The sequence below is a fragment of the Chelativorans alearensis genome (assembly GCF_010993735.1).
In the GTDB taxonomy this organism is placed as follows: Bacteria; Pseudomonadota; Alphaproteobacteria; order Rhizobiales; family Rhizobiaceae; genus Chelativorans; species Chelativorans alearense.
Genome location: NZ_WQNI01000005.1, coordinates 166,381 through 192,438 on the forward strand (window position 1 = coordinate 166,381; position 26,058 = coordinate 192,438).

30 protein-coding genes are annotated in these 26,058 nt (G+C 65.9%); 20 read left to right on the forward strand and 10 right to left on the reverse strand.

The genetic code is table 11. The features are described 5' to 3' along the window. Nucleotides 1–33 precede the first annotated feature (33 nt). The 14 genes from flaF to GPJ75_RS09215 all read left to right on the forward strand — a co-directional run bounded on the left by flaF (nucleotide 34) and on the right by GPJ75_RS09215 (nucleotide 9,058). Nucleotides 34–381, forward strand: a complete 348-nt coding sequence (gene flaF, locus GPJ75_RS09150; RefSeq protein WP_163267318.1) for a flagellar biosynthesis regulator FlaF — start codon at nucleotides 34–36, stop codon at nucleotides 379–381. Then, the gene (flbT, locus tag GPJ75_RS09155; protein ID WP_163267320.1) at nucleotides 378–815 is read left to right on the forward strand and encodes a flagellar biosynthesis repressor FlbT; all 438 of its coding nucleotides are present in this window, start codon (nucleotides 378–380) and stop codon (nucleotides 813–815) included. Before flaF ends, flbT begins: the two co-directional genes overlap by 4 nt. Before the next feature lie 2 nt (nucleotides 816–817). After that, nucleotides 818–1,207 (forward strand): flagellar hook assembly protein FlgD, encoded by a 390-nt coding sequence (gene flgD / locus GPJ75_RS09160; protein ID WP_163267322.1) that lies wholly within the window; start codon nucleotides 818–820, stop codon nucleotides 1,205–1,207. A 3-nt stretch (nucleotides 1,208–1,210) separates the two neighbouring features. Further along, entirely contained in the window at nucleotides 1,211–1,477 is a 267-nt protein-coding gene (gene fliQ, locus GPJ75_RS09165; RefSeq protein WP_159589111.1) for a flagellar biosynthesis protein FliQ, read from the forward strand. 112 nt (nucleotides 1,478–1,589) lie between these two features. Next, nucleotides 1,590–2,048, forward strand: coding sequence for a carboxymuconolactone decarboxylase family protein (locus GPJ75_RS09170; protein ID WP_163267752.1), 459 nt, complete (start codon nucleotides 1,590–1,592; stop codon nucleotides 2,046–2,048). Continuing rightward, nucleotides 2,048–2,926, forward strand: a complete 879-nt coding sequence (locus GPJ75_RS09175; protein WP_163267324.1) for a sigma-70 family RNA polymerase sigma factor — start codon at nucleotides 2,048–2,050, stop codon at nucleotides 2,924–2,926. Before GPJ75_RS09170 ends, GPJ75_RS09175 begins: the two co-directional genes overlap by 1 nt. Nucleotides 2,927–3,029: 103 nt before the next feature. Then, entirely contained in the window at nucleotides 3,030–5,117 is a 2,088-nt protein-coding gene (gene flhA / locus GPJ75_RS09180) for a flagellar biosynthesis protein FlhA (protein WP_163267326.1), read from the forward strand. Between the two features lie 51 nt (nucleotides 5,118–5,168). Continuing rightward, nucleotides 5,169–5,915, forward strand: a complete 747-nt coding sequence (fliR, locus tag GPJ75_RS09185; RefSeq protein WP_163267328.1) for a flagellar biosynthetic protein FliR — start codon at nucleotides 5,169–5,171, stop codon at nucleotides 5,913–5,915. Between the two features lie 4 nt (nucleotides 5,916–5,919). Continuing rightward, nucleotides 5,920–6,303: a hypothetical protein gene (locus GPJ75_RS09190; RefSeq protein WP_163267330.1), complete on the forward strand. Its 384-nt coding sequence runs from the start codon at nucleotides 5,920–5,922 to the stop codon at nucleotides 6,301–6,303. Nucleotides 6,304–6,399: 96 nt separating this feature from the next. After that, nucleotides 6,400–6,933: a rod-binding protein gene (locus GPJ75_RS09195; RefSeq protein ID WP_163267332.1), complete on the forward strand. Its 534-nt coding sequence runs from the start codon at nucleotides 6,400–6,402 to the stop codon at nucleotides 6,931–6,933. Between the two features lie 30 nt (nucleotides 6,934–6,963). Further along, nucleotides 6,964–7,368, forward strand: coding sequence for a hypothetical protein (locus GPJ75_RS09200; protein ID WP_246248989.1), 405 nt, complete (start codon nucleotides 6,964–6,966; stop codon nucleotides 7,366–7,368). A gap of 5 nt (nucleotides 7,369–7,373) precedes the next feature. Further along, nucleotides 7,374–7,859 carry a hypothetical protein gene (locus GPJ75_RS09205; RefSeq protein WP_163267334.1) on the forward strand — a complete coding sequence of 162 codons (486 nt, stop codon included), beginning with the start codon at nucleotides 7,374–7,376 and terminating at the stop codon, nucleotides 7,857–7,859. Nucleotides 7,860–8,111: 252 nt separating this feature from the next. Then, the gene (locus GPJ75_RS09210; RefSeq protein WP_163267336.1) at nucleotides 8,112–8,663 is read left to right on the forward strand and encodes a MarR family winged helix-turn-helix transcriptional regulator; all 552 of its coding nucleotides are present in this window, start codon (nucleotides 8,112–8,114) and stop codon (nucleotides 8,661–8,663) included. Between the two features lie 113 nt (nucleotides 8,664–8,776). Then, nucleotides 8,777–9,058, forward strand: coding sequence for an SCP2 sterol-binding domain-containing protein (locus GPJ75_RS09215; protein WP_163267338.1), 282 nt, complete (start codon nucleotides 8,777–8,779; stop codon nucleotides 9,056–9,058). Nucleotides 9,059–9,091: 33 nt separating this feature from the next. Here GPJ75_RS09215 and GPJ75_RS09220 read toward each other — a convergent pair whose 3' ends face one another. Further along, nucleotides 9,092–9,670, reverse strand: coding sequence for a GNAT family N-acetyltransferase (locus tag GPJ75_RS09220; RefSeq protein WP_163267757.1), 579 nt, complete (start codon nucleotides 9,668–9,670; stop codon nucleotides 9,092–9,094). A gap of 91 nt (nucleotides 9,671–9,761) precedes the next feature. Next, a complete protein-coding gene (odc2, locus tag GPJ75_RS09225; RefSeq protein ID WP_163267340.1) occupies nucleotides 9,762–10,895 on the reverse strand; it encodes an ornithine/lysine decarboxylase in 1,134 nt (377 codons plus the stop codon). A 543-nt stretch (nucleotides 10,896–11,438) separates the two neighbouring features. Between odc2 and GPJ75_RS09230 the strand changes: the two genes are divergently transcribed. The 4 genes from GPJ75_RS09230 to GPJ75_RS09245 all read left to right on the forward strand — a co-directional run bounded on the left by GPJ75_RS09230 (nucleotide 11,439) and on the right by GPJ75_RS09245 (nucleotide 15,415). Beyond that, the gene (locus tag GPJ75_RS09230) at nucleotides 11,439–12,620 is read left to right on the forward strand and encodes an amidase (protein WP_163267342.1); all 1,182 of its coding nucleotides are present in this window, start codon (nucleotides 11,439–11,441) and stop codon (nucleotides 12,618–12,620) included. A gap of 13 nt (nucleotides 12,621–12,633) precedes the next feature. Beyond that, entirely contained in the window at nucleotides 12,634–13,545 is a 912-nt protein-coding gene (locus tag GPJ75_RS09235; protein WP_163267344.1) for a LysR family transcriptional regulator, read from the forward strand. A 69-nt stretch (nucleotides 13,546–13,614) separates the two neighbouring features. After that, complete coding sequence (locus tag GPJ75_RS09240; protein ID WP_163267346.1) at nucleotides 13,615–14,280, forward strand: DUF1007 family protein; 666 nt, start codon at nucleotides 13,615–13,617, stop codon at nucleotides 14,278–14,280. A 67-nt stretch (nucleotides 14,281–14,347) separates the two neighbouring features. Further along, nucleotides 14,348–15,415, forward strand: coding sequence for a nickel/cobalt transporter (locus GPJ75_RS09245; protein WP_163267759.1), 1,068 nt, complete (start codon nucleotides 14,348–14,350; stop codon nucleotides 15,413–15,415). A 55-nt stretch (nucleotides 15,416–15,470) separates the two neighbouring features. Here the strand turns inward: GPJ75_RS09245 and GPJ75_RS09250 are convergent, their stop codons facing one another. Together GPJ75_RS09250 and GPJ75_RS09255 are read right to left on the reverse strand one after the other, a co-directional pair. Then, nucleotides 15,471–15,674 carry a hypothetical protein gene (locus tag GPJ75_RS09250; RefSeq protein WP_163267348.1) on the reverse strand — a complete coding sequence of 68 codons (204 nt, stop codon included), beginning with the start codon at nucleotides 15,672–15,674 and terminating at the stop codon, nucleotides 15,471–15,473. Between the two features lie 42 nt (nucleotides 15,675–15,716). Then, nucleotides 15,717–16,442, reverse strand: a complete 726-nt coding sequence (locus tag GPJ75_RS09255) for a GNAT family N-acetyltransferase (RefSeq protein WP_246248991.1) — start codon at nucleotides 16,440–16,442, stop codon at nucleotides 15,717–15,719. Nucleotides 16,443–16,509: 67 nt separating this feature from the next. On the opposite strand from GPJ75_RS09255, the gene GPJ75_RS09260 reads away from it, so the two are divergent. Next, a complete protein-coding gene (locus GPJ75_RS09260; protein ID WP_163267352.1) occupies nucleotides 16,510–17,682 on the forward strand; it encodes a pyridoxal phosphate-dependent aminotransferase in 1,173 nt (390 codons plus the stop codon). Between the two features lie 218 nt (nucleotides 17,683–17,900). Here GPJ75_RS09260 and GPJ75_RS09265 read toward each other — a convergent pair whose 3' ends face one another. The 6 genes from GPJ75_RS09265 to modA form a co-directional block, all read right to left on the reverse strand. Beyond that, on the reverse strand, nucleotides 17,901–19,520 hold the full coding sequence (locus GPJ75_RS09265) for a TRAP transporter large permease (RefSeq protein WP_163267354.1): 1,620 nt from the start codon (nucleotides 19,518–19,520) through the stop codon (nucleotides 17,901–17,903). Between the two features lie 3 nt (nucleotides 19,521–19,523). Continuing rightward, complete coding sequence (locus GPJ75_RS09270) at nucleotides 19,524–20,219, reverse strand: TRAP transporter small permease (protein ID WP_163267356.1); 696 nt, start codon at nucleotides 20,217–20,219, stop codon at nucleotides 19,524–19,526. 109 nt (nucleotides 20,220–20,328) lie between these two features. Next, on the reverse strand, nucleotides 20,329–21,324 hold the full coding sequence (locus tag GPJ75_RS09275; protein WP_163267358.1) for a DctP family TRAP transporter solute-binding subunit: 996 nt from the start codon (nucleotides 21,322–21,324) through the stop codon (nucleotides 20,329–20,331). Between the two features lie 210 nt (nucleotides 21,325–21,534). Further along, the gene (gene modC / locus GPJ75_RS09280; protein WP_163267761.1) at nucleotides 21,535–22,620 is read right to left on the reverse strand and encodes a molybdenum ABC transporter ATP-binding protein; all 1,086 of its coding nucleotides are present in this window, start codon (nucleotides 22,618–22,620) and stop codon (nucleotides 21,535–21,537) included. Next, entirely contained in the window at nucleotides 22,607–23,314 is a 708-nt protein-coding gene (modB, locus tag GPJ75_RS09285) for a molybdate ABC transporter permease subunit (RefSeq protein WP_163267360.1), read from the reverse strand. Before modB ends, modC begins: the two co-directional genes overlap by 14 nt. Continuing rightward, complete coding sequence (gene modA, locus GPJ75_RS09290) at nucleotides 23,311–24,069, reverse strand: molybdate ABC transporter substrate-binding protein (RefSeq protein WP_246248992.1); 759 nt, start codon at nucleotides 24,067–24,069, stop codon at nucleotides 23,311–23,313. Before modA ends, modB begins: the two co-directional genes overlap by 4 nt. Before the next feature lie 1,103 nt (nucleotides 24,070–25,172). Here modA and GPJ75_RS09295 point away from each other — a divergent pair. Further along, nucleotides 25,173–26,054, forward strand: coding sequence for an N-acetylmuramidase domain-containing protein (locus GPJ75_RS09295; protein WP_163267364.1), 882 nt, complete (start codon nucleotides 25,173–25,175; stop codon nucleotides 26,052–26,054). Nucleotides 26,055–26,058: the final 4 nt, after the last annotated feature.

A 26,058-nucleotide genomic window follows, 5' to 3' on the forward strand; every position in this document is an offset into this window, starting at 1 on the left:
CCGTGACGACCAGGAAGCGAGACCTCAGACCCCATGTACCAGTTTTCCTATAGCGAGGTTCAGACGGATTCGGTTGCCGACGCGAAGGACCGCGAGCGCCAGTTGCTGACACGCTCCATCGACCTTCTCGCCACAGCGCGCGACGCCGGGCCGAATGCGCGCGAGACGATCGAGGCCATCCTGTTCATGAACCGGGTGTGGACCTCGCTCATCAGCGACCTGGGCAGCCCCGACAACGAGCTGCCGAAGGAGCTGCGCGCCAACCTGATCTCCATCGGCCTGTGGCTTCTGCGCGAGGGCGAGGAGGTGCGCCAGGGCCGCTCGGACAATTTCGATGGGCTTATCGAGGTCTCGCAGATCATCCGCGACGGGCTGAAATGACCAACACGCTCAAGATATCGCTCAAAGCCGGCGAGAAGATCTATGTCAACGGTGCCGTCATCAAGGTCGACCGCAAGGTCTCGCTGGAGTTCCTGAACGACGTGCAGTTCCTGCTGCAGAATCACGTCCTCCAGCCGGAGGACGCGAAGACGCCGCTGCGCCAGCTCTATTTCATCGTGCAGATCATGCTGATGAACCCCGACGGCGGGGACAACGCGCACGAACTCTTCCGCCGGACCCTTGCCAACCTGCTTGCCACCTTCCGCAACGAGCCCGTGCTGGCCGGGCTGAAGCACGTCGACACGCTCGTATGCGAGGGCCAGGTCTACGAGGCGCTGAAGGCGATCCGCGCGCTCTATCCGTTGGAAGAGGAAATCCTGGAAGGGCCGCGCCGGCACCAGGAAACCGCATTCGCCAAGGCCGTAGGGGAATAGACATGAACGTTTCGACCGTAACCGGCACCGCGCAGGACCAGACCAGCACCGCCGCGCCTCAGGCCGTGGACTACCAGTCCTTCCTCAAGCTGCTCGTCGCCGAGATGAAGAACCAGGACCCGACGAGCCCGATGGAATCCACCGACTACGTGGCCCAGCTCGCCAGCTTCTCCCAGGTTGAGCAGTCCGTGCAGATCAATGACAAGCTGGAACAGATCCTCGCCGCCTCCTCGCTCTCCCAGGCAGGCAGCCTCGTCGGCCGCGAGATCACCTCGGCCGACGGCACGGTGACCGGCATCGTCTCGGAGGTGAAGCTCTACAGCGACGGCGTGGTCGCCAAGCTCGAAGGCGGCCAGGAAGTGATCGTCGGCCCCGGCGTCGTGATCCGCTGACCCATGAACGAGGCCGACGCCCTCGACATCGTCCAGTATGCCATCTGGACGGTGCTGATCGCCGCCAGCCCGGCGGTGATCGTCGCCATGGTCGTCGGCATCGGCATCGCGCTCGTCCAGGCGCTGACCCAGGTGCAGGAAATCACCCTCACCTTCGTCCCCAAGATCGTCGCCATCCTGTTGGCCGTGGCCTTTTCCGGACCCTTCGTCGGCGCGCAGATATCCTCTTTCACGACGGTGATCTTCCAGCGGATCGAGAACAGCTTCTAACGCTGTGACTCCCGCGATCCGCTGCGATTACAAAAAATCTCGCCCGCGTGTCACATACCGGCGATCCATCTCGTCATGTCATCGGGAATTGTCCCTGATGAAGGAGATCGACATGACACCACGACTGGACCCCTTTGCCGCCGCGCCCGCTTCCCTGCAATCCTTCCTCGCCTTTGGGAAGGACATTATCGGCAGCGGCTTGGAACCCAGCCTGATGGAACTGGTGAAGATACGTGCCTCGCAGATCAACGGCTGCGCCCGCTGCCTTCACATGCACACAACCGACGCCCGGGCGAAGGGCGAGACGGAGGAGCGCCTCTATCTGCTCGACGCATGGCGCGAATCGCCACTCTACAGCGAGCGTGAACGCGCCGCGCTTGCCTGGACCGAAGCCCTGACGCTGGTGGCGGAGACGCGCGCGCCCGATGACGTGTATGATGCGCTGCAGGCTCAGTTCACCGAGGAGGAACAGGTGAATCTCACCCTGCTGATCGTAGCCATCAACGGCTGGAACCGGGTCCAGGTCGGCTTTCGCGGCATCCACCCGGTCGAAAAGCGCCAAGCCGCCTGATGGCGGGGATTCCCAGCCAGGACGCAGCGGCGGCCTTCGATCCGCTGCGTCCGCGATTGATCCGCGTCGCCTATCGGATGCTGGGATCCGTTGCCGACGCGGAGGACATCGTACAGGAGGCGTTCCTGCGCTGGCTCAACACCGATCGCGATGCGGTGCGGGAGCCCGAAGCCTATCTCCGCCGCATCGTGACGCGTCTGTGCCTCGATCATCTGAAATCCGCCCGCCACCGCCGCGAGACCTATGTAGGGCCATGGCTGCCGGAACCGGTCATCGAGGAGGAGGACGAGATCGACGACGACGTCACGCTGCCGCTGATGATGGCGCTGGAGCGCCTGTCGCCGCTCGAACGCGCCGCCTTTCTCCTCCATGACGTGTTCGGCGTCGGCTTCGATGAGGTTGCCGCGACGATCGGGCGCGAGCCGGCGGCCTGCCGTCAGCTCGCGAGCCGCGCGCGCGGTCACGTGCGCGCCGCGCGCCCGCGCTTCGCGGTGCCGAAGGAGCGCGTCCTGGAAATCGCCTCCGCCTTCTTCGCGGCCTCCCGCGGCGGCGACATGCAGCAACTGCGCTCGCTCCTGGCGGAAGATGTGACCATCTACGCCGATGGCGGCGGCAAGGCACCGGCCGCGCCGCGGCCGATCGTCGGGCTCGAAGGCGCCATGCAACTCCACGCCTCGCTCGCCCGTCTTTTCGCCGAGAATATGTCGCAACTCGTGCGTTACGGCTTCATCAACGGCTTGCCCGGGTTCGTCACGGTCGAGCCGGGCGATATCCTGCAGACCACCGCGCTGCAGATCGAGGACGGGAAGATCGCCGCGATCTACATCACCCGCAATCCCGACAAGCTGGCGCATGTGAAGGATCACGTGGTCCACTGACCGGCCAACGATCTGGCGGCGGTGCACACACGCTGCCGCCAGACGCCCTTTCCGCCCTCGCACAAGCTTCGCCGCCTATCCTCCCGCCCACATGGAGGCGTGAATGGCGTTGAGCGAAGGCATTGTCGGCAGCGAACCCCGCAAGCACAGCCGGGACATTGGCTTTGCCGTCGGCGTCATCATTATTCTGGCGATCCTGTTCCTGCCGATCCCGCCTTTCCTCATCGACGTCGGCCTCGCCTTCTCCATCGCCTTCTCGGTGCTCATCCTGATGGTGGCGCTGTGGATCCAGCGCCCGCTCGACTTCTCCTCCTTCCCCACCATCCTCCTGATCGCCACCATGATGCGCCTGTCGCTCAACATCGCGACGACGCGCATGATCCTGTCCGAGGGCCACGAGGGCACCAACGCGGCGGGTCATGTCATCGGCGGCTTCTCCAAGCTGGTGATGAGCGGCGACTTCGTCATCGGCCTGATCATCTTCCTGATCCTCGTCGTCGTGAACTTCGTCGTCATCACCAAGGGCTCGACCCGCATCGCCGAGGTCGGCGCGCGCTTCACGCTCGATGCCATTCCCGGCAAACAGATGTCGATCGACGCGGACCTGTCCGCCGGCATGATCGACGACAAGGAGGCCCAGCGCCGGCGCCGCGAGCTGGAGGAGGAGAGTTCCTTCTTCGGCGCCATGGACGGCGCATCGAAATTCGTGCGTGGAGACGCCGTCGCCGGCCTCATCATCACCGCCATCAACATCGTCGGCGGCATCGCCATCGGCTATTCCCGCCACGACATGGACCTCGGCGAGGCCTCGGACGTCTTCACCAGGCTTTCGGTGGGCGACGGCCTCGTCTCGCAGATTCCTGCCCTCATCGTCTCGCTCGCCGCTGGCCTGCTCGTCTCCAAGGGGGGCACGCGCGGCTCGGCCGACAAGGCCGTATTCGACCAGTTGGGCGCTTATCCGCGTGCCCTCTTCGTGGCGGCCATGCTGCTTGCCGTTCTCGCCCTGATGCCGGGCCTGCCGGCTCTGCCCTTCCTGGCGCTGGCCGGCACCATGGCCGGGCTCGGCTATCTGCTGCCGCGCCGCGAACGGCAGCGAGAGGAGGCCGCCGCCGAGGCCGTGCGCCGCGAGAAGCTCGACGCCGTCGAGGAGGAGCGCAACTCGGTCAAATCCTCGCTCAAGACGGCGGAGATCGAGCTTTTGATCGGCAAGCAGCTTTCCACCCGGCTCATCGCCTCGCATCAGGAGCTCGCCTTCCGCATGAACAAGATGCGGAAGAAATTCGCCGCGCAATACGGCTTCGTCGTGCCCGAGGTGCGGCTCACCGACGACTTCACCATCCCGCCCAAGAGCTACCGCATCAATATCCATGGCACGGTCGTGGCCGAGCACCGCCTGCGCGTCGGCGAGCTGATGGTGCTTTTGGGCGGCAAGCCGGCGCCCGACCTGCCGGGCGAAGAGGTGAAGGAGCCCGCCTTCGGCCTGCGCGCCTATTCGGTCTCCGACATGTTCGCCGAGGAACTGAAGAACAAGCAGCTTGCCTACGCCGACAACATGTCGGTTCTGCTCACGCACCTTTCCGAGGTGATCCGCAACAACCTGCCGCAGCTTCTCTCCTACAAGGATATGAAGGCGCTGATCGACCGGCTCGACCCCGAGTACCGCAAGCTGGCCGACGAGATCTGCTCCTCGCACATCACCTACCCCGGCCTCCAGGCGGTCCTGAAGCTGCTCTTGGCCGAGCGCATCTCCATCCGCAACCTGCATCTCATCATCGAGGCCATCGCCGAGATCGCCCCGCATATCCGCCGCACGGAGCAGATCGTCGAGCACGTGCGCATCCGCATGGCGCAGCAGATCTGCGGCGATCTGAGCGAGGGCGGCGTCCTCAAGGTGCTCCGCCTCGGCAACCGCTGGGACCTCGCCTTCCACCAGGCGCTGAAGCGCGACCCCAAGGGCGAAGTGCGCGAGTTCGACATCGACCCGCGCCAGCTCGAGGAGTTCGGCCAGGAAGCGGGCAAGGCAATCCGCAACCACATCGACGCCGGCGAGCGCTTCGTGCTTGTAACGGCCCCCGAGGCCCGCCCCTACGTGCGCATGATCGTCGAGCGCCTGTTCCCGACCCTGCCGGTGCTGAGCCACGTCGAGATCGCCAAGGGCGTGGAGATCAGCGTCCTGGGGTCGATCTCCTAACCGTCAATGCCGAGCCCCCTTCCCCCACCACGCCCAGTATCGCGGTAACCAATGCTGGAAACCGCCATCCTCGCCGCCTTCCTCGCCTTCTGCCGCATCGGCGCCTGTTTCCTCCTCCTGCCGGGGCTGGGGAGCGCGCGCGTTCCCGTGCAGGTCCGTCTCTTCGTCGCCGTCGGCGCCTCGCTGGCGCTGCTTGCGCATCTGTGGGAGGCGATCGTGCCGCATGTCTCGCGCCAACCCCAGGCGATGCTCGTCCTCATCGGTTCCGAGCTCCTCATCGGCGCGCTGATCGGCCTCGTCGCACGCTTCTACGTGCTGGCGCTCCAGTTCATCGGCGCCGCCATGGCCATGATGATGGGCTATGGCATGGCCGGCGGCGGCGTGGCGGTCGAGGAGAACGAGCCGCAGCCGGCGGTCGCCGCCCTCATCTCCTTTTCCGCACTGCTTCTGCTTTTCGTGTTCGATTTCCACCATGCCATCATCCAGGCGCTGGTGGCTTCCTACCGGCTGGCGCCCATCGACGCCCTGTTCGACCCGCAATCCGCGCTTGTCGACCTCTCCGACACCCTCTCCGCGGCCTTCTTCGTGATGATCAGGCTCGGCAGTCCCTTCGTGGCCTATGCGATCCTGGTCAACCTCGCCATCGGTTTCATCAACAAGCTGACGCCGCAGATCCCCATCTACTTCATCTCGCTCCCCTTCGTCATCGCCGGCGGCCTGTTGCTCCTCTACTTCGGCATCGGCACCTTCCTGCGCCTCTTCGCCGACGGCTTCTTCCCGACAACCATCGGCGGGTGAAGCGATGACGGTGGACAGGCGGCAAAAGCTGGCACGGCTCGTAAAGCTTCAGGAGCGCCTCAAGGAACTGCACGAGGCCCGCCGCGCCACGCACTTGAAGGAAGCAGCCATGGCCGAAGCCGAGGCGGCGGAGCTTGCAGAGCGCCTGGACGCGCCCGACAGCCTGGCAGCCCTCTTTCCCGCGCTCTATCATGACCGCATCGCCCGTGCCCTCACCCGCAAGGAGAAGTGCCTGGAGCGCGCCGCCGAAGAGGCCGCCATGGTCGCCGCTGCCGGCGCCCGCGCGGATGTGGCCGGGCGCGCCCACACGAGCGCGGTGCGCAGGCATGAAAGGGCGGCCGAGGAAAAGGCTGTGCTGGAGCTGCTGGAGCAGCAGCGCGAGCCCTGAGCGGCCGGATTTGAACGGCAAATCACGCCGGGCAAGCCTGCCGCAAGCTTTCCCTGCCATAGTCGGCTCACTGAAAACGGTTCGCGGTAGACATTCGTGGCGATTTCACCCCCCGGCGACATTCTTCTGGACGTGGCGAAGGCGGCCGACCCCGCAAAGGTCGAGGCCGCGCGGGCACGGCTGAGGGCCCATGCCGGCGATGCGGCCACGGCCTTCGAGGTCGCCGCGCCCACCCCACGCGCTCAGAACGCGACAGCCGGCAGGCCCGAGCACTTCGTTGAGTTCGAGTCCATGGTGCTGCAGAGCTTCCTGCAGAACATGCTGCCGGAGGATACCGCCGCCTTCTACGGCGAGGGCCTCTCCGGCGAGATGTGGCGCGGCCTGCTGGCGCAGGAGCTCGGCAACGTCATGGCCCGGCGCGGCGGCATCGGCATCGCCGACCGCGTGCTCGGCGACCACACGCTGGAGGACGGCAGGAAGGTGCCCGTCGCCGGCGTCTCCTCCGGCCCCGAGGCGAAGGAAGCCGCGACCCAGGCCTCGCTCGCCGCCAGCCTGATAGAGGAGATCGAGCGGCAGACGGCCAAGACCCTCGCGGCCGATGCGGCGCCGCCCTCCACCCATGAAGAATAGCCTTTTACCGAGCGGATGCAGACACTCCCCATGCACGACCTGAAACCCACCGCCAACGCCGCCCCCGCTGCTGAAACCACAAAGACAGACGGACGCACCGGCGCCCTGCTCGCCCTCATCGAGCGCATCACCGATGCGATCGAGGCCGAGACGGCCGCGATCCGCAGCGATCCGAAATACGACATCAAGGCCTCGAACGCCCGCAAGAGCCGCCATCTCCACGAGCTCGGCAAGGCCTTCAAGGGCATTGTGCCGGAGGATCTCGGCGTCGACCACCGCGAGGCGATGCTCCGCCTGCGCGGCAAGCTGGCCGCCAACGAAGCGACGATTGAGGCGCATCTGGGCGCCGTTGGCGAGGTCGCCGCCCTCCTGCAAAAAGCTATCGAGCAAGCGCAGGCGGACGGCACCTACACCGTCCGCGAATTCGGTCGGTAGACCCGATGTTCAAGTTCCTGCTGGTCGCAGTCTGGGTCAGCGCCGCCACCCTCGGCGCGGTGTTCTACTCGTTCCAGACGTCGCAGGCGGCGAGGAACGCCACCCCCCTGCCCCCCTTCTTCGGTGGGCTCGACTACGTGCGTACGCCGGTGATCTCCGTGCCCGTCGTCAAGGACAGGCAGGTGGACGGCTATTTCCTAGCCCGCCTCGTCTTCACCGCCGAGCCGGAGAAGTTGAAGACATTGTCACTGCCCGCCGACGTGCTTCTGGTCGACGAATTGCACAGCTATCTCTACGCCAACCCGCAAATCGACTTCACCGATCGCAACGGCGTCGACCTGGACGCGCTCCGGACCGGCATACGGGACAGCATAAACGAGCGTGCGGGCGAGACACTGGTCCACGAGGTCATGATCGAGCAGGTCGACTATCTTTCCAAGGCCGAGATACGCGACAACGCCATCCGTCGCCGTATCGGCCCGGGGGAATGACGGTTATAAAATAGTAAATGTCGTATTCAGAGCAGGGCGCTTCCCCTATTCGCCCTATGCCGGTTATTGTTTTCGATAATATTTTCGAGGTGCGGGCTGTTTATCCGGCTCGCTATATTTTGATGATCAATCGGGCGTGCTTTTTGCGCCGGCATATCCGTTGCGGTTCGTGCAATGCGTTGGCTCGCGGTCATTCCCGGAGCCTCCTCTGCAACCAATGCTCGACGTCAGGCACGGCATTTTGGAGGTGTCATGACATTACCCGCGGGCCAATCCGACAAACCTTGCGAAGGCAACCGCTCCCTCTCGGAGGCGCCGTTTGAGGCGCCCGGCGGAGAGGCCGAGCTGCCCTGCATCACCTCGCTTCTCGACTTCAAGCTGCGCCGCGCCCAGCTTCTGGTCTTCCACGATTTCGCCACCACCCTGGCGAAGCTGAAGCTGCGCCCGGCGGAATTTTCCGTCCTTGCCATGATCGCCAAATATCCCGGACAGAAGCAGACCACCATCGCCGAGGGACTGGGCATCAAGAGGGCCAACTTCGTCTTCCTGATGGACAGCATCGAGGCGCGTGGCCTTGCGGAGCGGCGCAAGGGCCGCGCCGACCGCCGCTCGCACTCGCTGTATCTCACCGAGGAAGGCAAGCGCTACGTCGACCGCATGACGGCGCTTTGGCACGAACACGAGAACCGCATGATCGGCCGCCTCGGCGGCAGGGAGAATCTGGAGCGGCTGACCGAGCTTCTGGACCGCCTGCTCGGCACCTCGGCCGGCGGCGGAAATCCGATGTTGACCGATCCGCATTGACGTAAACGTAATCCGATTGCTATTCCCTGTGCGTCTCCCGCATCGGCTTTCCTTGCGGCGGGCGCAGGCAAGCGGGCCCTGCTTTAGACCAAGCGCCGCCACGAGGAGTAGCTATGGGAATGGATGAGATCGCCGCCAAGATGCAAGAGCGCATGGCCGGTTCGGACTTCGCCAATTCGGTGAAGTTCGACTGCGGCACCGACGGCGCCATCGTGATCGACGGAAAGACGGTTTCCCTGAGCGACGCTGGTGCCGACTGCATCATCACGCTCACCAAGGAAGACCTGGAGGCCATGATCGCCGGCGATCTGGATCCGACAGCGGCCTTCATGCAGGGCAAGCTCAGGGTCGATGGCAACATGTCGGTAGCCATGCAACTCAGCCAGGTACTCTGATATCCCAGGGACTCTGATATCGAGGCGCGCGCGTCATGCCGCGCGCGCCAACGCCTCCGAACGGGTATTCCGCCGAGCGGGTTTCAGCACTCCATGCGCCCTATCGAGCGCCCCGCCGACAAGCTCCAACGCCAGAAAGCGCTCCCGCTCATACGGGCCGGGCATGGAAAGCCGGCCGGTCTTTTCCGCCGAGAAGCCGAAACGCGCATAGTACGGCGCGTCGCCGACCAGCAGGATAGCGCCGTGGCCGCGCCGCTTCGCTTCGCCGACCGCATGGCGCATCAAAGCCGTACCGATGCCCACACCCTTCATCGCCGGGTCGACCGCCAGCGGCCCGAGCAGCAAGGCAGGCGCATCCGTCTCGCCGAGCCGTACGTCCCACAACCGCACGGTTCCCACGAGAGAACCGTCCGGACCGCGCGCGACAAACGCCAACCCCTCCGCCGGCAAGCGCCCGCGCCGCAGCTTCTCCGACGATTTGCGCTTGCGCTTCGGGCCCATGGCCCGGTCAAGCAGCGCCTCGCGCGCCGGAACGTCCGCGGGAGTTTCGGGGGCGATGGCAAAAGCCTCCCGCCCGTGGCCGACGTCCCCCTCTGGCCGCCGCGCGGCCATCTCCCCCTCAAGGAAGGAGAGCGGCCAAACGCCGGCATTCTCTAAGAATACCGCTTCCATGTCGGTGATCCTTCACAAACCTCAAGCGTACTCAGATCACGTAGGCACGCAGCGGCTCGAAGCCGTTGAAGGCCACCGAGGCGTAAGTCGTCGTGTAGGCGCCCGTCCCCTCGATCAGCACCTCGTCGCCGATGGTAAGCGACAGCGGCAGCGGATACGGCGTCTTCTCGTAGAGCACATCGGCCGAATCGCAGGTCGGGCCGGCCAGCACGCAAGGCGCCGTTGCGCCGCCGTCATGCCGGGTGACCAGCGGATAGCGGATTGCCTCGTCCATCGTCTCGGCGAGCCCGCCGAACTTGCCGATGTCGAGATAGACCCAGCGCACGTCGTCGTCTTCCGCCTTCTTCGACACCAGCACCACCTCGGACTTGATGACGCCGGCATTGCCCACCATGCCGCGGCCGGGCTCGATGATGGTCTCCGGCAGGCGGTTGCCGAAATGCTTGCGGAGCGCGGTGAAGATCGCCTGCCCGTAGGCCTGCGCGGCCGGCACGTCGCGCAGGTAGCGCGTCGGAAAGCCGCCGCCCATGTTGACCATCTTCAGGACGATGCCTTCCTCGGCCAGCGTCTGGAAGACGAAGCGGGCGTCGTCCAGCGCGCGGTCCCAGGCGGAAAGGTCCGTCTGCTGCGAGCCGACATGGAAGGAGACGCCGTAAGGGGCAAGGCCCAGCGCCTTCGCCTGGCGCAGCACGTCCACCGCCATCGCCGGCACGCAGCCGAACTTGCGCGACAGCGGCCACTCCGCGCCCGCCCCGTCGGTGAGCACGCGGCAGAAGACGCGGGCGCCGGGCGCCGCGCGGGCGATCTTCTCCACCTCTTCCACGCTGTCGACGGCGTAAAGACGCACGCCGAGCTCAAAAGCGCGCGCAACGTCCCGCTCCTTCTTGATGGTGTTGCCGAAGGAGATGCGGTCGGGCGTCGCCCCCGCATTCAGCGCCATCTCGATCTCCGCCACGGAAGCCGTGTCGAAGGACGAGCCGAGGTTCGCCAGGAGCTTGAGGATCTCCGGCGCGGGATTGGCCTTCACGGCGTAGAAGATCTTCGAATCCGGCAGGGCCTTCTCGAAGGCGCGGTAGTTGTCGTGCACGACGTCGAGGTCGACGACGAGGCAGGGGCCGTCGGGGCGTCGCGTGGCGAGAAAGTCGAGGATGCGCTGGGTGGCCATCGGGGTCTCTCCTTCGGCGGCCGGAGCCGCTTCGATCAAAGCTCAAGCTCAGCGGGCTTGGTCTGCCCGCGGTGGACAAAGGATGCGATGAACGGATCGATGGGCCGGAGGGTGGAAATCACCGGAAACCACGGATGCGTTTAACGCATGACGATGAGCTCCCGCCTCGCGGCGAATGCTCGCTTTGTCTGCCTCAGCTTTGGTATGGGAGACCCCATCCGCACTGCCGGCAATGAAGGTGTGCCTCTTCAGTAACCCCGGTTTTTGGACAACCGGCAGACACCAGAAAGGCCCGCACCGTCGTTGCTTCAAGATGTCCTCGATTTCGTGGTTGGCCGCGAAACCGACTGGAGGGGTTAGTTCCAGGTACCTTACCGAGTTCCTCGCCATTTCCGAGGGTCGGCGGACACCCACAGGCACGTGCGACTTTGGGCAGGCGCGATATAGTCGTCCTGTCTGTCACAATCAATGAAAAATCCGCATGAGGTTGAAAAAAATCCACCGAGCGCCGATTGTCGGCCCGAAGTGCCACGAGGAGCGAAAATGACGGCGACACGGGACCCCCTGAACGCGTTTCTGAACTATCCCGAGGCCCCCGTGCCCTCGGCCCCGGATGGCCCCCTCATGGGCCTCACCCTCGCCGTCAAGGATATCTACGACGTGGCCGGCTATCCGACCGGCGGCGGCAACCCGCAGAAGGAGGCCGAAAGCGGCAATGCCGAGGCCACCGCCCCCCCTATCCAGGCGCTGCTCGACGCCGGCGCCCGCTTCGCCGGCAAGACGCAGACGGACGAGCTCACCTACTCCATGATCGGCATGAACGCCCATTTCCCCCCGCCGGTGAACCCGCGGGCGCGCGAAAGGGTCACCGGCGGCTCTTCCTCCGGCTCGGCAGCGGCGGTGGCCGGCGGGCTTGCCGACATCGCCATAGGCTCCGACACGAACGGCTCCATCCGCGCCCCCGCCTCTTTCTGCGGCCTCATCGGCCTGCGCACCACCCATGGCCGCATTTCGATGCAAGGCGCCATGCCGCTCGCCCCTTCCTTCGACACCTTCGGCTGGTTCGCCCGCGACGCCGCCGCCTATACGGCAGTGGGCGAGGTGCTTCTGGGCGAGGATACGCACCGCCAGACGCTGCGCCGCCCGGTGCGCATCGCCGAGTTGGAGGCACTTTTATTCGGAGAGGAGGAACGCACGGCCTACGGCACCATGCTCGGCCATGTCCTCGACCGTTTCGGGCGCGAACCGAGCTTCATGGCCCTGCCCGGCGAGCCGGACGAGCTCTTCGAGCGCTTCAAGGAAATCCAGGCATACGAAGCCTGGCAGGTGCACGGGCCCTTCCTCAAGAAGAAGGATCGTAACCTCGGCCCCGGCGTGAAGGAGCGCTTCGCCTACGCCCGCTCCATAAGCACGGCGACGGTGGAGGCGGCGCGCCGGCGCCAGCGCGATTTCCAGGCCGATTTCGCCGCCCTCATGGACGCGGACATGGTGGTGGTCATGCCGACGCAGCCTTCCGCCCCGCCCCTGAAGATCGCCACCCAGGCCGAGCTGGAGACCTACCGCGCCAAGGCGCTGACGCTGACCTCGGTCGCCGGCCTGCTCGCCTGGCCGCAGATCACTATTCCCCTCGGCAAGGTGCACGGCGCGCCCTTCGGCATATCCCTCCTCGGCCCCCCCGGCAGCGACCGCCAGTTGATCCGTCTCACTGCAAGCATCCTTTCATAGGCGGGTAACCCCCATGGACACGCTCACCCGCATGCGCGCCTTCATCGACGTGGTCGAGGCGGAAGGCTTCTCCGCCGCCGCCCGCAAGGTCGGCCGCTCCAAGGCGCTTCTGTCGAAATATGTCCGCGAGCTGGAGGATGAACTGGGCGCCCTGCTCCTGAACCGCACCACGCGGCAGTTCTCGCTGACGGAGACCGGCCACACCTATTACCAGCGGGCTCTCGAGATCGTTCGCGAGATCGACAACCTCTCGGAGGCCGTCCGCGAGACCTCCGGCGACATCAAGGGCCGTATCAAGCTGTCGGCCTCGCGCACCTTTGCCGACGCGCCGATCGGCCGCTCGCTGATCGAGTTCGCCGCCTCCCATCCCGATATCGTACTCGACATCCAGCTCGACGACCGCTTCGTCGACCTGGTGGAGGAAGGTTTCGACCTCGCCATCCGCATCACCAAGCTCGACGATTCCTCGCTGATCGCCCGGCGCCTGGCGCCCTTCAGCGTCCCCCTCTGCGCATCGCCGGCGCTCATCGAGAAGGTGGGCCGGCCAATGCATCCGCGCGACCTGGCAAATTTGCCCTGCATCGTCGACACCAACAGCCGCCACCGTCACAATTGGCCGTTCCGCGAAGCCGACGGCACGATGTTCACCGTTCCCGTGTCGCCGCGCATCGAGGTCAACAGCCCGCTGACCGTGCGCGCGGCGGCGGTCGCCGGGCTCGGCTTCGCCTTCCAGCCGGATTTCATCGCCGCACCGGAGGTCGCCGCCGGCCGGCTCGTCACCGTCCTTGAGGAGCACATCACCGACGGCGCCGGCATCTTCGCCGTCTATCCCCACCGCCGCTACCTGCCGGCGAAGGTGCGCGCCCTGGTCGATTTCCTGGCCCAGTGGCTGAAGGAGAATTGCAGCGCTGAAGATCGTTTGTGATGTCCCATTTTCGCCGGCTTCGTGGTAGATAAGGCACCTCTCTCACGATACCGACGGGGACAACAGCGCATGCACTCTTGGAAGAGAACGGCAACGGCGATGGGGACGGTCGCCGTTCTGTCCGCCACGAGCGCTCCGGCACCCGCGCACCCTCACGTCTTCGCCGAGGCCCGGTTGGACGTCGCCATCTCCAAGGACAGCAAGGTCGAGGCGCTGCGCCACGTCTGGCGCTTCGACGATCTCTTCTCCAGCACCGTGCTCGTCGAGTTCGACCAGAACCAGGACCTCGAGCTCGACGCCGATGAGCTGCAGGAGGTCGCGAACGTCGTCCACGAATCGCTCGCCGAGTTCGATTATTTCCAGATCGTCACCGACGACGGCCGCGACGTGGCCATGGAGCCGCCGGAAAAGCTCATCGCCGACTTCACCGACAATCAGCTCATCATCCTCTTCGAATCGCGGCCGAAGGAGCCTCTGGAGCTTCAGGGCAAGTTGGATTTCGGCGTCTACGACCCCACCTTCTACACCGCCATAGACTTCACCGAGGACAGCTACATGGCGGTGGAGAACCTGCCGCAAGGCTGTAGCCGCGAGGTGATCCGCCCCGACCCGGACGAGGCCATCGCCCAGAACCAGCAAACGCTGACGGACGCCTTCTTCAACGAACCCGGCGGCAACGACCTCAGCAAGATCTTCGCAACCAAGCTCGAAATCCAGTGCAGCGCCAATGGATAGACCGTTCCGTTCAGGTGGGAGCAGTCAAATGAAGACGACGGCGCCCGTCGTGCCAGCTTCTAACTCCATGCGTTTTGCGAAAGCCGCCAACGCCGTGATCGTCCTTGCGCTCGCGGCCACGGCCTTGGCATTCCTCCTCCCCGCCGCCCACGCCCAGAGCTCACTTGGCATCGGCACGGCCGAGCCGTCGATGGCCCCGAGCGGCCCCCTGGCCGGCCTCCTGCAATGGGTCAACGTCCAGCAGCAGGCCTTCTACCGGGCGCTGACCGGCGCATTGAAGGCGATGCGCGAGGACGGCTCGCAGGTCTGGATGCTCGTCGGCCTCTCCTTCGCCTACGGCGTCTTCCACGCCGCCGGCCCCGGCCATGGCAAGGCGGTCATCTCCTCATACATGGTCGCCAACGAGGTGGCGCTGAGGCGCGGTGTCGTGCTCTCCTTCGCCGCCGCCATGCTGCAGGCGGTCACGGCGATCGTCTTGATGGCGGCGGTCTTTCTGGCGCTGCGCGGCACCGCCGTCTCCATGACCGATGCGACATGGTTCCTCGAAAGCGCCAGCTTCGCCTTCATCGCCGCCTTCGGCGCCTGGCTCCTGTGGCGCAAATTGCGCCAGATCACCGCGCGTGAGGAGCTCTCGCAGCCCATGCACAGCCTGTCGGCCGCCCATACGGGAGGCGACCATCACCACCACCACGCGCACGAGGACGGGCATCACCACCACCATCACGATGACCACGGCCACCATCACGCGCCGGGCGAGGTCTGCCCCTCCTGCGGCCACGCCCATGCCCCCGATCCCACACGTCTTGCCGGAGACCGCCTCGATTGGAAGACAGGCTGGTCGGCGGTCGCGGCAGTGGGCCTGCGGCCCTGCTCCGGCGCCTTGATCGTCCTCACCTTCTCCTTCCTCAACGCGCTCTGGCTGGGCGGCATCGTCTCCGTCTTCGCCATGGCGCTGGGCACGGCCATCACCGTCTCCATCCTGGCAACGCTCGCCGTGACGGCCAAGAACTGGGCCGTTGCCATCGCCGGAGGCGGCACCTGGAGCGCCCGCATCCACACAGGCATCGAGATCGCCGGCGCCGCCCTGGTGCTGGTGCTGGGGCTGACACTGCTGGCGGCGAGCTTGGCAGCATAGCAGCATTCAGCTTGATGCGAAGCTCTCTGGTCAGTTGAGCGCGCCTTCGCGCCCCTCACTTCCCCTTCCGCCTCTGGCTACGCGCCCGCAGCCAGAAAATCAGGAAGAATCCCGCCACGAAAAGGACCGCCACCACCACGGCGGCCACCGTCGAAACATCACCGACGGCAATCATCACACGCGGCAGAAAGAACGCGGCAAGGCCGAAACCGACAAGGATCACGGCCGCGGCGATGATGGCTTCACGGTTCTCCTTCATGACGGCGCGCCGCCCGCTTCAGGCTTCACCGCCCGTCTTCCCTCAAACCGTCCCCGCACCCATCGTCTCCCTGATCGTCTCGAGCCGCCTTGCCTGGCGCCCGTCGCCGTCGAAATTGTCCGGCGCCAGCCAGGCTTCCAGCGCCGCCCTTATCGTCGGCCATTCATGGTCGAGCATGGCATACCACGCCGTGTCGCGGTTTTCGCCCTTGACCACCATATGCTGGCGGAAAATTCCCTCGAAGCGGAAGCCGAAGCGCAGCGCGGCGCGCTTGGAGGGCTCGTTGCGGTCGTTGCACTTCCACTCGAACCGGCGGTAGCCAAGATCGTCGAAGATGTGGCGGGCAAAGAGATAAAACGCCTCCGTCGCCAGGCGCGTCCGGGCGATCGCCGGGCCCCAATAGATATTGCCGATCTCCGCCACGCCGTTGGCGGCGTCGATGCGCATGAAGGTCTGCCGCCCGCCGATCTGGCCGGTCGCGGCATCGATGAGAACGAAGAAAAGCGGATCGCGGCTCGCCGCCGCCCTGTCCAGCCAAGGCTGGAAGGTTTCGCGGCTCTCCGGTGCATAATCGCCCAGCCAGCGGAAGCGCTCTTCGGCGTCGGCCACGCTCGAAGCGGTAAAGAGCCCGTCGCCGTGGCGCGCCGGCTCCAGCGGCTCCAGCCGCACATAACGCCCCGCAAGCGGCGCGCGGGCGGGCGCGGGCCTCGCGGTCCAGTGTTTCAGGTCGCCCACCGCCGTCTCCTTCACCACCGCCCTCTCCTTCAATTGACGTTTCCCGCGCGAAGCTTCACAAAAGCCCCGCACCATAACAGAACCAGATGGACGTCCTGAAATGCTCCAAACAGTGCCCGCCTTCGACCGCATCGGCGAGGAAAACGCCTTCGCCGTTCTCGCGCGGGCGACGGAACTCGCCCACCAGGGGCGCGATATCATCAATCTCGGCATCGGCCAGCCCGATTTCCGCACGCCGGAGCACATTGTCGAGGCGGCGGTGAAGGCACTGCGCGACGGCCACCACGGCTATACGCCGGCCACCGGCATCCTCCCCGCCCGCGAGGCGGTGGTCCGCCGCACGCTCATGACCACCGGCGTAGAGGTCTCGCCCGACAATGTGATGATCCTGCCCGGCGGCAAACCCACCATGTACGCCGCCATTGTCATGTTCGGCGAGCCGGGCGCGGAAATCCTCTATCCCGATCCGGGCTTCCCCATCTACCGCTCGATGATCGAGTTCACCGGCGCCACGCCCGTGCCGGTTCCCATCCGCGAGGAGAACGGCTTCGCCTTCTCCGCCGAGGAGACGCTGTCGCTCATCACCCCGAAGACCCGCCTCCTGATCCTCAATTCGCCCGCCAACCCCACCGGCGGCGTGACCCCGCGCGAAGAGATCGCAAAGCTGGTGAAGGGGCTTGAGGCGCATCCGCACGTCGCCATCCTCTCCGACGAGATCTACGACGTCATGACCTACGACGGTGAGGAGGCCACCTCGCTCCTCACCTTCCCGCAAATCCGCGACCGCCTCATCGTCCTCAACGGCTGGTCGAAGACCTGGGCCATGACCGGCTGGCGCCTCGGCTGGTCCATCTGGCCGAACGACCTCTACGACAAGGTGCGCAAGCTCGCCGTCAATTGCTGGTCCTGCGTCAACGCGCCGGCGCAATACGCCGGCATCGCCGCCATCGAAGGTCCGCAGGACGACGTGGAAAAGATGATGCGCGCCTTCGACGCGCGGCGGCGGATCGTCGTCGAAGGGCTGAACGGCCTTCCCGGCATCACCTGCCAGACGCCGAAAGGCGCCTTCTACGCCTTCCCCAACATCGGCGGGACGGGCTGGAAGGCCAAGGCGCTGGCCTCGTCCCTTCTGGAGGAAGCCGGCGTCGCCCTCATCGGCGGTCCGGATTTCGGCATCCTCGGCGAGGGCTACATCAGGCTTTCCTACGCCAACTCGGAAGAAAACATCCTCCGCGCCATCGAACGCATCCGCGACTTCCTGGCGGGGCAGTAGGGCAGGACAGAGAGGGGGCGCGAAGGGGGCGGTGTTTCCGTTCAGCCGAACCGGCTATCAGTATCAGAGTGCTCCGGAACCACCCAAACGGAAGGGGCGGCACCAGGAGCGCCGCCCCTGTTCGAACCGTGCTTGGGAGGAGGAAAGCCGATCCGAAGACATCAGCCTGCGCCCCGAACGTTAAGAAATGGTTAACGAAATCTTAACCGCACCACCCCTCACCGCGACATGATCTCCGGCCCCATCAGACTATAGGGCAGCCAGGTGGAAAGCACCGGCATGTAGGTGACCAGGATCAGGAACAGGAACAGCACCGCCACGAAGGGAAGTGCGGCCCGCACCACCTGGATCAGGCTCATTCCGGTAATGCCGGACGTGACGAACAGATTGAGCCCGATCGGCGGCGTGATCATGCCGATCTCCATGTTCACCACCATGATGATGCCCAGATGCACCGGGTCGACGCCCAGTTCCATGGCGATGGGAAAGACCACGGGTGCGACGATCAGGAGCAGGCCCGAGGGCTCCATGAACTGCCCGCCCAGCAGCAGAAGCAGGTTGATGGCGATGAGGAAGGTGAACCAGGTGAAGCCGGCATCCACCATCAGCCCGGTGATCGCCTGCGGGATGCGTTCGGACGTCAGCACATGGGCGAAGAGCAGCGCGTTGACGATGATGAACATCAGCATCACCGTGGTGCGCGAGGCGTCCACCATCACCTTGTGCGTGTCGTCGTTGAAGAACGCCCTGAAGAAGTTGCGGCCCATCAGCGCAAGGTTGCGCCGCCAGGCGGGCAGGCTCGCGCCGATGAAGGCAGGGATGTTGCGCGGGTCCGTCTCCTCGTCGCGCCACACCGCATAGGCCGCCATGACGCAGAGCGAAAGCGCCAGCCCCACCAATGTGCGCCCGCGCAGGCTGACCCATTCCCAATCGGCCGTCAGGAAGAAGGTGAGGATCATCCATACGAAGAAGAAGGCGACGGCATAGACGGTCGCCGAGAAGCCGGTGCGCGCACGCTTGGGATCGTCGCCCGTCACCCACGGGATACCTTTCATCGGCCCCATGTCGCGGTAGACGAAAAGCGCCACCGCAAAGGCGTAGACGGCGGCGACGGCCGCCGCTTCGGTCGGTGTGAAGACACCGCCATAGATGCCGCCGAGGATGATGATGATCAGGAACAGGCCCCACCCCGCCTGCTTGCCGCCTTCGACGATCTCGTGGATGCCCTTCCACTTCTCCGCCGGCAGGTCCTTTACCCGGGCCATGATATAGATGGCGATCATCAGCATGAGCCCGGCTACCAGGCCCGGCACCACGCCGGCAAGGAACATGCGTCCCACCGAGACGTCCGTCGCCGCCGAATAGACCACCATGACGATCGACGGCGGGATGAGGATGCCGAGCGTACCGGCATTGGCGATGATGCCGGCCGAGAAATCCCTGGTGTAACCCACCTGCCGCATGCCGGCGATCGCGATGGTGCCGATGGCGACCACCGTCGCCGGCGAGGAGCCGGAAAGGGCCGCGAACATCATGCAGGCAAGCACCGAGGCCATCGCCAGCCCGCCCCGGAAATGGCCGACCGAGGCGATGGCGAAACGGATGATCCGCCGCGCCACGCCGCCGGTCGACATGAAGGCGGAGGCGAGAACGAAGAAGGGGATGGCAAGCAGCGTATAGTTCTGCGAGGCCGTGAAAAGCTGCAGCGCCACCGACGAAACGGAATCGTTCGAGAAAAAGGCGATGACGATCAGCGACGACAGCCCCAGCGACACCGCCACCGGCACGCCGAGAAAAAGCAGCGTCAGGACGAGGATGATGAGGATCAGCGGCTCCATCGCTCAGTCCCCCACCACATCGCGGTTTTCGCTGACGAGGTCCTCCGCCTCGTGCCCGGCGATGATGACATCGCGCTCGCCGGTGGCGATGGCGACGACGCCCTCAAGCGCCCGGAAGGCGAGCAGCCCGAGCCCCACCGGCAGCATGAGATAGGCGATCCACCGCTGCATCCGCTCCTGCAGGCCGAACGTCTCCTGCATCCAAAGGGGATAGCGCAAGTCGTCGAGCCCGGTGCCGCGGTCGAACATGAAGGTCCAGTAGCCGATAGCGCCCGTCTGGCGCCAGTTGGTCGATACGTCGGCGCCCAGCCAGGCGAGCCAGCCCGCGTAAAGCAGGATGAAGGCATAGAGGAAGGTGCAGACGGCGCCGAAGATGGCGGCAGCCCGGAACAGCGGCTTCGGCATCAGCCGCACGAAGGCATCGACCCCTAGATGGATGCCGCGCTTCACGCCGTAGCTCATGCCGAACAGGATCATCCAGGCAAAGAGGATGCGCGTGAACTCCAGCGCCCCGCCCCAGCCCCGGTTGAAGCCGTAGCGGGCGACCACCTGCGTGAAGGAAACGAAGGTGATGAGGGCAAGAAGAACGGAAAGGACGTTCTCCTCGAGGCGCCCGACGCCGGCCGGATAACGCCTTTCGGCAAGGAACAGAACAGCCACCAGCACGCCGAGCGCGAGCGAAGGCCATAGCAATGTCATCGGAGCCTCCCGAGCGGAAATCGCCGCGCTGTTCCCCAGGCTCAAGCCTTATCGTTCTTTGCGCGGATGCATAAAGCGCACCCGCCGGAGCGGGTGCGCGGTTGCTTGATCAGGAACCGTTCGAAGCGGCGGCGTTGATGAGGTCGGCGCCGATGTCGCCCTCGAACTGCTCCCAGACGGGCTTCATCGTCGACACCCATTCCTCGCGCTGCTCGGGGGTGAGCTCGCGGATTTCCCCGCCCGCGTCGAGGATGTTCTGGCGGCAGGTGGCTTCCTTGTCGGCGACGGCCGCATTGGCCTCCTCCGTCACCGCGTCGACGATCGACACGAACTGGTCGCGCACCTCCGGCTCAAGGCCTTCGAGCCATTCCGTCGACGTCACCAGCAGGTAGGCCAGAAGCTGGTGGTTGGTCTCGGTGATGCCGTCCTGCACCTCGAAGAACTTCTGCGTGTAGATGTTGCACCAGGAGTTTTCCTGGCCGTCCACGACACCGGTCTGCAGCGCACCGTAGACCTCGTTGAAGGCCAGTTTCTGCGCCGACCCGCCCATCGCCTCGATCATCGCCACGGCGACATCGGAGGTCTGCACGCGGAATTTCAGGCCACTGGCGTCGCTCGGCTCGACAAGCGGCTTGTTGGCCGAAAACTGCTTCAGGCCCGACATCCAGTAGCCGAGGCCCGTGTAGCCCTCGTCCTCGGTCACCTTGAGCAGTCCCTTGCCTTGGTCGGAACCGTTGAAGGCGTTCACCGCCTCGAGGGTGGGAAACAGGAACGGCAGGTCGAACAGCCGGTACTTGAGTGTGTAGGCCTCGAACTTCGACAGCGAGGGAGCAGCCAGCTGCACGTCGCCCAGAACCAGCGCTTCCATCACCTTGTCGTCGTCGTAGAGCGTCGAGTTCGGGTAGACCTCCATGCAGGCCGTGCCGTTCATCTCCTCGTTCACCCGCTCTGCAAGCATCTGCGCGGCATCGCCCTTCGGATGCCCCTTCGCGGCAACCACGTGGCTGAACTTGATGACCATCTCGCCGTCGTCGCACTGGGCATAGGCGTTGGAAGCCAGCGTCGTCAGCGCAACGGCGGATAGCGCTCCTATAAGCATTTTCATGGCTCTACTCCTCCTCAATCGTCTTTTCGTCTTTGTTCCTGAGCTCGCGGCCAAGGAATACCCCATGGGCTGGAGAATGCATAGATAAGCAAGACGCCTTTCACAAGCGCTGGCAATGAATTCGGGTTGAGAGGTTGCGTCGACCCCCACTCCGACCGCTTCGCGGCCACCTCTCCCTCGCTCGACGGCTCGCCAGCCAGCCCGGCGGCACTACTCCCCCGTCTCGTCCGGCCGCATCAGTCGTGCCCGCTCCACCGAGACCGCCTTGACCAGCGCCACCACCTCCTGCCCGACGGCAAGGCCGAGCGTGTCGGCGGACTTGCCGGTGATGCGCGAAACGAGCCTCTGTTCGCCAAGCGCCAGAAGGACATCTGCGGCCGAGCCCGTCACCGACACGCGCTCGACCGTGCACGAAAGCTGGTTGCGGATGGAAAGCCCGTCATGCGGCCTTGTAGCGATTGCGACATCCGAAGCCCGCACCCTCAGCCGCACGCGGGCGCCCGCCGTCAGGCCGGGCGCCGGCAATTCCACCCTGGCGCCGCCGATATCCACGGTCGCCGTCTCGTAGTGCGGGTCGATGCCCGTCACCCGCCCCTCCAAAAGCGCGACGGTCTCCCCGCCCTCTTCCCCGCCGAGGATCTCGGCAGGCGAGCCGACGGCGCGCACGCGCCCCGCCTCCACGGCCACCACCCTGTCGGCAAGCCGCGCCACCTCGTCCGTCTCGTGACTGACATAGATGACGGGAATGCGCGTCTCACCCGCGACCGCCTCCAGATAGGGCAGTATCTCCGCCCGCCTCTGCCGGTCGAGCGAGGAGAGCGGCTCGTCCATCAGGAGGATCCGCGGATCGGCAAGAAGCGCCCGGCCGATGGCCACGCGCTGCCGCTCGCCGCCCGAAAGGGTGCCGGGCAGGCGGTCGAGATGGTCTTCGAGGCCCAGAAGCGCCACCACCTCTGGCAAGGGCCTTCCCGCCGCCCGCCGGCCGGCCCAGCGCGCATAGGTGAGGTTCCGCCGCACGGAAAGATGGGGAAATAGCCTGTCCTCCTGAAAGACGAAGCCGATACCCCGCGCGCGCGCCGGCAGGTCGATGCCGGCCGCCGCATCAAAGAGCACGCGGCCGTCCGCCACGATGCGCCCTTCATCCGGCCTCGCCGTGCCGGCGATCATCTTGAGGATCGTGCTCTTGCCCGCCCCCGAGCGGCCGAAAAGCGCGGTCACGCCCGGCTCGGCGGTAAAACGCGCCGAGACCGCGAAGCTGCCGGCTTTGCCGGCAATGTCGACCTCAAGCCCGCCCATCGCCGCCCCTTTGCCCATCTCCGCCCCTCTGGATAAGCCGCCCCGCCCACTCCGACAAAAGCACCGCGCCGAGCGCCAACAGGATGGAGACGACGATGAGGCGCAGCGCCGCGGCGTCGCCGGTGGGGCTCTGTAAGAGGGCGTAGATCGCCAGCGAGAGCGTCTGCGTCTCACCGGGGATGTTGGAGACGAAGGTGATGGTGGCGCCAAACTCGCCCAGCGCCTTGGCAAATGCCAGGACGGCGCCGGCCAGTAGCCCCGGCAATGCCAGCGGCAGCGTCACCGTCAGGAAAACGATGACGCGCGGCGCACCGAGCGTCGCCGCCGCCTCCTCGAGCCCCCGGTCGACCGCCTCCAGCGACAGGCGAATGGGCCGCACCAGCAGCGGAAAGGCCATGACGCCGGCGGCAAGCGCGGCCCCTGTCCAGCGGAAGGCGAAGGTGAGGCCGAACACGGCCTCCATGATCCGGCCGAGTGGGCCTTGCGTGCCGAAGAGAAGGAGCAGCCCATAGCCGGTGGCGACCGGCGGCAGCACCAGCGGCAGGGTGACGATCGCCTGCAAAAGCCCCTTCCCGGCAAAGCGCCGGCGCGCCAGCAGCCACGCCACGGCAAAAGCCGGCGGAAGCGCGCACAAGGTGGCCGCGATCGCCACCTTGGCGGATAACAGGATGATCGCCGTTTCGGTCTCCGTCATCGCCCGCCCGCCGTCATCGCATCGGGCCGAGCAAAGCCCAACGCGCGGAAAATCGCCTGCCCCTTGTCGCCCGCCAGGAAATCGAGAAAGGCTTCCGCCTGCGGCTTCGCCTTCACCGTTGCGGCGGCGGGATAGAGGATGGGCGGATGGCTCTCCGGCGGGAAGGTGTAGAGGGGGGGAAGCCCCGCCGCCTCCGCGTCCGACGCGTAGACGATCGCCGCCGCCGCCTCGCCACGCCGCGCAAGCTCCAGCGCCACGCGCACGTTCTCGGCATAGACGGCCCTCTCCCGCACCGTTTCCCACAGGCCGAGATGCGACAGGGCAGCCCGTGCGTAGCGCCCCGCCGGCACGTGGCTCGGGTCGCCCATGGCAATGCGCCCGCGGGCAAGAAGCGCGTCCGGCCGGCTGTCCGCCGCCGCCTCGGACGAGACGATGGCAAGCGCGTTCCCCGCCACCGTCTCGACGCTCGCCTCCCGGACAAGCCCGCGCTCAGTGAGCCAGTCCATCCACGCGATATCGGCCGAGACATAGACATCGGCCGGCGCCCCCGCCTCGATCTGGCGCGCCAGCACGGAGCTCGCGGCAAGGGAAACGACGGCCTCGATCCCGCTTTCCGCCGTAAAGGCAGGCACCACGCGATCCATCGCGTCCTTCATGCTGGCGGCGGCAAAGATGGTAAGGCGCTCGGAAGCCCCCGCCGCGGGCGGAAGAAAGCCGGCAAGTGCCACGAGAACGGCGGCAACAACCTTGATCAAACACATCCTCCAGGGTCGGCGGCGCTCTCCGCGCCCATGAGCAGGACGTGATGGTGGACAGGCCCGGCATCCGCGCCCCGGATGCCGCCATGCCCTTGACACACAGGCAGCCAATCACCGCCGCCCGCACCCTCTCGGCGCCCCCAAGCTTATGCCTCGCGCACCGCCATTTGGCAAGAAAGGCCGCACCTCCTCTCCGGACACGCACCTTCAACCAATAACCCCAAATTTCGCCCCCAGGCGTGACCTCGGATACGCGCCCCCTCGCGCCCCCCTCTGTCCTGAGCTTGTCGAAGGGCGCCGCCATTTCCGGCATTTCAAGACGCCCACCCGCGTGCGTCATCCCGGAAAGCCGAAGGCTTGTCCGGGACCCATTCCGTGACATCGACGTTCCGGAATGGGTCCCGACAGTCTCCGCTTCGCTCCGACTTCCGGGACGACGCGGGCGCGGGGATAAAATGTGGCGACAAAGATGCTGTCTTTCCTGCCAACTCATTGTTTTCACTCTCTTCCGAAAAATTTCTCCAACTTTTTTCGCAGGAAAATACGCCCCCCTGCCCAGCCCACCCTTACAATCCTCCGCATCGCCCTCACGGGAACCTTGGTCCGGACCGGGGACACGGGGAGGGCGGCGGAGACCTCGCCCTGCAGGAACGGTACCTGCAGGCGTAAGGCGACCGCGGAGAAGCCGCTAGGGCCTTTGTTCGGCCCGGCTAAGACCACCCCCTAATTGGGTGCAGCCGGGAAGGAGAAAGGCCCGAGTGACCGGCCGACCGTCGGGACAGCCTCCGGTGGGGCGCGTTGGACGCCTTATTTGAGGCGCCCCCAAAGCGCCTCGTGCGGTGCCGAAGACGCGCCCCGCTTCCCACTTCCTCAATGGCCAGACGCGAAGGCGGAGCGTGGCAACGATGGCGCACATCCCTACGGTCGGCGGCGGGGATAAATCAAGCGAAGGCGGATCACTATATCGCTCATCTTTGCACGCAAAAACAAATGGTTAGGCGACACACCGCAAATTTCCGGCGCAAAAAACGCACGCATTTATCCCCGCCGGCGCGCACCGGCGGAAAATGGGGCCGAGACAAGAAACGGAGGTCCCCTTCATGCTTTCCGCCGACACGATAGAACGCATCATCGACACCGCCAGCCGCGCCGGCCTGGAACCCGCCCTCATCCTCGCCGTGGTCGAGGTGGAGACCGGCGGCAGGACGCATGCGGTCGTCAACGGCAGGCGCGAGCCGCTGATCCGCTTCGAAGGCCATTATTTCGACCGCCGCCTTTCCCCGCCGGACCGGGAGTTGGCCCGCCGCGAGGGCCTTGCAGCCCCCTCTGCCGGCGCGGTGCACAACCCGCCGGGGCAGGCCGCGCGCTGGCGGATGCTCGAGCGCGCGGTCGAGATAGACCGCCGCGCCGCCTACGAATCCACCTCCTGGGGCATGGGGCAGGTGATGGGCGCCCACTGGGCCTGGCTCGGCTTTGAGAACGTGGATGCGCTGGTGGACAGGGCGCGCAGCGGGCTGGAAGGCGAACTCGACCTCATGCTGCGCTATATCGGCAAGGCCGGCCTGTTGGAGCCGCTCGGCCGCCGCGACTGGGCGGCCTTCGCCCGCGGCTATAACGGCCCGGCCTTCGCCAGGAACAGCTACCACGTAAAACTCTCCCTCGCCTATCGCCGCCACGCCCGCCGGCTGGCGGAAGCCGGTGCGCCGCTCGGCCTCCTGCGCAGGGGGGACCGCGGCATGGCGGTGCGGCACCTGCAAAACCTGCTTCGCGCGCTCGGCCACGCGGTGGCCGCCGACGGCGATTTCGGTCCAAGGACCGGTGCAGCGGTCAGGCTGTTCCAGCGCCGCCAGGGGCTGGCGGCCGACGGCATTGTCGGCCCGGCAACCATGGCGGCGATGGAAAAGGCATTGCCGCCGGCCGGCGCCGACCGGGCATTGCAAGAAGGCATTGCCGCGCTATGGCGGCGTATCGCGAAACCCTGAGCGG

Bases quoted from the DNA above. Each gene is read 5' to 3' on its own strand.
- GPJ75_RS09270 (WP_163267356.1), bottom strand. From the start codon at position 20,219: ATGACATTGCTATGGCCTTCGCTCGCGCTCGGCGTGCTGGTGGCTGTT.
- GPJ75_RS09170 (WP_163267752.1), top strand. From the start codon at position 1,590: ATGACACCACGACTGGACCCCTTTGCCGCCGCGCCCGCTTCCCTGCAA.
- odc2 (WP_163267340.1), bottom strand. From the start codon at position 10,895: ATGGCCACCCAGCGCATCCTCGACTTTCTCGCCACGCGACGCCCCGAC.
- GPJ75_RS09235 (WP_163267344.1), top strand. From the start codon at position 12,634: ATGGACACGCTCACCCGCATGCGCGCCTTCATCGACGTGGTCGAGGCG.
- GPJ75_RS09240 (WP_163267346.1), top strand. From the start codon at position 13,615: ATGCACTCTTGGAAGAGAACGGCAACGGCGATGGGGACGGTCGCCGTT.
- GPJ75_RS09275 (WP_163267358.1), bottom strand. From the start codon at position 21,324: ATGAAAATGCTTATAGGAGCGCTATCCGCCGTTGCGCTGACGACGCTG.
- GPJ75_RS09205 (WP_163267334.1), top strand. From the start codon at position 7,374: ATGTTCAAGTTCCTGCTGGTCGCAGTCTGGGTCAGCGCCGCCACCCTC.
- fliQ (WP_159589111.1), top strand. From the start codon at position 1,211: ATGAACGAGGCCGACGCCCTCGACATCGTCCAGTATGCCATCTGGACG.
- flgD (WP_163267322.1), top strand. From the start codon at position 818: ATGAACGTTTCGACCGTAACCGGCACCGCGCAGGACCAGACCAGCACC.
- GPJ75_RS09220 (WP_163267757.1), bottom strand. From the start codon at position 9,670: ATGGCCGCGCGGCGGCCAGAGGGGGACGTCGGCCACGGGCGGGAGGCT.
- GPJ75_RS09265 (WP_163267354.1), bottom strand. From the start codon at position 19,520: ATGGAGCCGCTGATCCTCATCATCCTCGTCCTGACGCTGCTTTTTCTC.
- modB (WP_163267360.1), bottom strand. From the start codon at position 23,314: ATGACGGAGACCGAAACGGCGATCATCCTGTTATCCGCCAAGGTGGCG.
- GPJ75_RS09260 (WP_163267352.1), top strand. From the start codon at position 16,510: ATGCTCCAAACAGTGCCCGCCTTCGACCGCATCGGCGAGGAAAACGCC.
- GPJ75_RS09190 (WP_163267330.1), top strand. From the start codon at position 5,920: ATGACGGTGGACAGGCGGCAAAAGCTGGCACGGCTCGTAAAGCTTCAG.
- GPJ75_RS09210 (WP_163267336.1), top strand. From the start codon at position 8,112: ATGACATTACCCGCGGGCCAATCCGACAAACCTTGCGAAGGCAACCGC.
- GPJ75_RS09250 (WP_163267348.1), bottom strand. From the start codon at position 15,674: ATGAAGGAGAACCGTGAAGCCATCATCGCCGCGGCCGTGATCCTTGTC.
- GPJ75_RS09175 (WP_163267324.1), top strand. From the start codon at position 2,048: ATGGCGGGGATTCCCAGCCAGGACGCAGCGGCGGCCTTCGATCCGCTG.
- GPJ75_RS09295 (WP_163267364.1), top strand. From the start codon at position 25,173: ATGCTTTCCGCCGACACGATAGAACGCATCATCGACACCGCCAGCCGC.
- fliR (WP_163267328.1), top strand. From the start codon at position 5,169: ATGCTGGAAACCGCCATCCTCGCCGCCTTCCTCGCCTTCTGCCGCATC.
- GPJ75_RS09245 (WP_163267759.1), top strand. From the start codon at position 14,348: ATGCGTTTTGCGAAAGCCGCCAACGCCGTGATCGTCCTTGCGCTCGCG.
- GPJ75_RS09215 (WP_163267338.1), top strand. From the start codon at position 8,777: ATGGGAATGGATGAGATCGCCGCCAAGATGCAAGAGCGCATGGCCGGT.
- modC (WP_163267761.1), bottom strand. From the start codon at position 22,620: ATGGGCGGGCTTGAGGTCGACATTGCCGGCAAAGCCGGCAGCTTCGCG.
- flhA (WP_163267326.1), top strand. From the start codon at position 3,030: ATGGCGTTGAGCGAAGGCATTGTCGGCAGCGAACCCCGCAAGCACAGC.
- GPJ75_RS09230 (WP_163267342.1), top strand. From the start codon at position 11,439: ATGACGGCGACACGGGACCCCCTGAACGCGTTTCTGAACTATCCCGAG.
- flbT (WP_163267320.1), top strand. From the start codon at position 378: ATGACCAACACGCTCAAGATATCGCTCAAAGCCGGCGAGAAGATCTAT.
- GPJ75_RS09200 (WP_246248989.1), top strand. From the start codon at position 6,964: ATGCACGACCTGAAACCCACCGCCAACGCCGCCCCCGCTGCTGAAACC.
- flaF (WP_163267318.1), top strand. From the start codon at position 34: ATGTACCAGTTTTCCTATAGCGAGGTTCAGACGGATTCGGTTGCCGAC.